We start from the raw sequence: 2,889 nt of genomic DNA, 5'->3' as shown, positions 1-2,889 counted from the left end.
GGTTGGAGTTCAGCGCCCCGTCCCTGACGGTGGAGGAGGGGAGCAGCGCCGCGTATACGGTGAAGCTGGCCAGCGAGCCCACGGGCACTGTCACGGTGAGGGTGGGTGGCAACAACAGCGACGTGACCGTCTCTCCCGCCAGCCTCAGCTTCAGCACCACCACCTGGAACACTGCGCAGCCGGTCACCGTCGTGGCAGGGGAGGACGATGATGCCACGGACGACAGCGCCACCCTCAGCCACACTGCTGCTGGCGGCGGTTACAACAGCATCACCGGCAACGTGGCGGTCACCATCACGGATAACGACATCCCAACGGATGCCCTCACCGCGGCCGTGAAGGCTGGGCAGGTGCGTTTTGGCCGCACAGTGGCGCAGCAGGTGGTGGCTGCCGTGCAAGGCCGCTTTGCATCTACGCCATCCCCGGCAGGTCTGCACCTCACCGTGGCGGGGGAAGAGCTGACAGGCGCCACGCCGTTGGCGGAGAACGAGGGGGCGTTATCCAAGGTGTTGGGGTTCGAGAGTGTCAGCGGTCAGCAACTGGTGCAGGGTTCTTCCTTCTCCTTCGCCCCGGCGATAGCAGCAGAAGGGACAGGGATGGAAGCAGCAGGGGAAGCTGAAGGGGACGGGGGAACACCCCGCTTGTCCCTCTGGGGTGCGGGGGCGCTCTCCTCCTTCAGTGGGCAGGAGGACACCCTCTCTCTGAACGAGGAGGTGACCACCGCCCTGGTTGGCGCGGACTGGCGCACCACACACTGGCAAGCTGGCGCTGCCCTCTCCCACTCCTGGGGCAACGGCTCCTACGCCGGAGAGGACGGTAACGATGGAGACTTCAGCAGCACCCTGCTGGGCCTGTTCCCCTATGGCCGTTACGCCCTCACCCCACGGCTAGGTGTGTGGGCCGTGGCCGGGTACGGCTGGGGACAACTCTCCCTCACACCCGATGGGAGCAAGAGGGAGTACAAGCCCGCCAGCAACATGGTGATGGGCGCAGTGGGCATGGACGGCCTACTCATCGATGGTGGCGCCGACGGCTTCAGCCTCTCCACCACCACCGACCTGCTCACCGTCAAGACCACCTCCGAGAAGGTGGATGGGTTGGCAGGTTCAGAGGGCAGCGTCTCCCGCCTCCGCCTGGGGCTGGAGGCCACACGCCCTGTTCCCCTTCCCAATGACGCCTCCCTCCTCCCCTCCCTGGAGGTGGGTATCCGCCATGATGGCGGGGATGCAGAAAGCGGCTTCGGCCTGGAGGTGGGCGCCACCCTGGCATGGAATGATCCCCAGCGGGGCATCAGCGCCCAAGTCAAGGGCCGCTCCCTGCTCACCCACGTGGACGAACACTTCCAAGAGCAGGGCCTCGCCCTCTCCTTCACATGGGAACCCGACCCGTCCAACCGGGGACCATCTCTCTTCATGGGTCACACCATGGGAGCAACAACGGCAGGGGGTATGGATGCCCTGCTGAGTCCCTCCGTCCTGGAAGGGCTGGACGGCCCCGGCAGCAACGGCCACCAGTTCAAGGCACAACTGGCCTATGGCTTCCCCGCCGCCAACGACCGCCTCACCATGACGCCAGCCCTGGCAGTGGCCCTCTCCCCCACCAGCAGCGCCTACACCCTGCTGTGGTCCCTGGCGCCCTACTCCCAGCAGGGCCGGACGGAACCTTGGGAAATCGCCCTGGAGGGGGAACGGCAGGAAAGCAACTCCCCAACATCCCCCGTGGAGCATTCCCTCGGCCTCCGCTTCTCCCTCCTCTTCTGAGTCCTGAATCAACTACTCCTCACCAGCCCCTTATCCAGAACTCGGGTTACCTTATGCTGGCCGGTGGGCCCAGGAGTGGGCGGAGGCGGTCACCAGTTGGGGGGTGCTCACACTCTCAAGACCCAACGGTTTGGCCAATACCTGCCGATTCTCCTGCAACGGGGTGGTGGTCAACTCTTCCCCCGCCCCGGTAGGTGCAGCCCTGACAGGGGTGGTGGCGCAGTGACGGTGACCCTTTGGGGAACATCCCAGGTGGCGGCAGTGAAGACGAGGCGATTGGGATTGATGCTCAGGCCACTGCCCCTTGGCCGGTGATGGCCAAGCGCAACTCCCTGCTGATGCGCACCGGCACATTGGACGGCCCGGTGTTGTCCGACACAGAGTCCGGGTGGTGGGTGTGGCGGAGCGCTCGTCGGATAGTGCATCCACCACGGCACGTATAGGGAAATGGCGGCTGGCTGGTGCGGCCCCATGTTGTGCAGGGGTTGCGCAACAACGGGAACGCCATGGTGGCTACCCCCAGCCATCCCCGGCGCAAGCGGGTTTTCCAGGAGGCATCCACCGCCACCGTGCGCAACTGGATGGCAGCAGCCACCAGGCTGGCGCAAGCCCCCGGAGCCGTGATGCATCATCCTGCCTGCCCGCACGGCGACGGTTGACGGAAGCCTTTAGGGATTCTGGCGGCTTCCGGCCATGGCCCGCATCATGGCTAGCGTTGACGTGATCCCTCGTTTTCTCTTTCCCATGGCCTCTCTGCTGGAGCAGTTGTCTGCCATGACCACCGTGGTGGCAGATACCGGTGACCTGGAGGCAATTCGCCGCCTCACCCCCCAGGAAGCCACCACCAACCCTTCCCTCATCCTGGCCGCTGCCCAGCTTCCGGACTATCAGGAGTTGATTGACGCCACCCTGCGGCAATCCCGGCGGGTCAGTGGCGCGGCGGCCCCTGCAGAAGACGTGATCAGCGAAGCCATTGACGAGCTGGCCGTTCGCTTTGGGGAGGAAATCCTCAAGGTGGTGCCTGGCCGGGTGTCCACCGAGGTGGATGCCCGCCTCAGCTACGACACGGAGGCCACCATCGCCAAGGCCCGGCAGATCATTGGCCGTTATGAAGCAGCGGGCCTCAGCC

4 protein-coding genes are annotated in these 2,889 nt (G+C 65.5%); 2 read left to right on the top strand and 2 right to left on the bottom strand.

From position 1 onward, the window contains the following. A partial coding sequence (locus BG35_RS13180) for an autotransporter outer membrane beta-barrel domain-containing protein (protein WP_161632582.1) occupies nt 1-1,760 on the top strand: 1,760 nt, incomplete at its 5' end. 51 nt (nt 1,761-1,811) lie between these two features. On the opposite strand, the gene BG35_RS13845 is transcribed toward BG35_RS13180, so the two are convergent. Then, entirely contained in the window at nt 1,812-1,934 is a 123-nt protein-coding gene (locus BG35_RS13845; protein WP_269087835.1) for a hypothetical protein, read from the bottom strand. A 115-nt stretch (nt 1,935-2,049) separates the two neighbouring features. Continuing rightward, nucleotides 2,050-2,355, bottom strand: coding sequence for a hypothetical protein (locus tag BG35_RS12835; RefSeq protein WP_152535250.1), 306 nt, complete (start codon nt 2,353-2,355; stop codon nt 2,050-2,052). Between the two features lie 149 nt (nt 2,356-2,504). Between BG35_RS12835 and BG35_RS11080 the strand changes: the two genes are divergently transcribed. Further along, nucleotides 2,505-2,889 (top strand): transaldolase family protein (locus BG35_RS11080; protein WP_275450462.1); only part of this gene is annotated, 385 nt, incomplete at its 3' end.

The sequence above is a fragment of the Candidatus Synechococcus spongiarum SH4 genome (assembly GCF_000586015.1).
Lineage (GTDB): Bacteria > Cyanobacteriota > Cyanobacteriia > PCC-6307 > Cyanobiaceae > Synechococcus_B > Synechococcus_B spongiarum_F.
The sequence above is the reverse complement of the archived record's forward strand: the minus strand, read 5'-3'. Positions and strand labels throughout refer to the sequence as shown.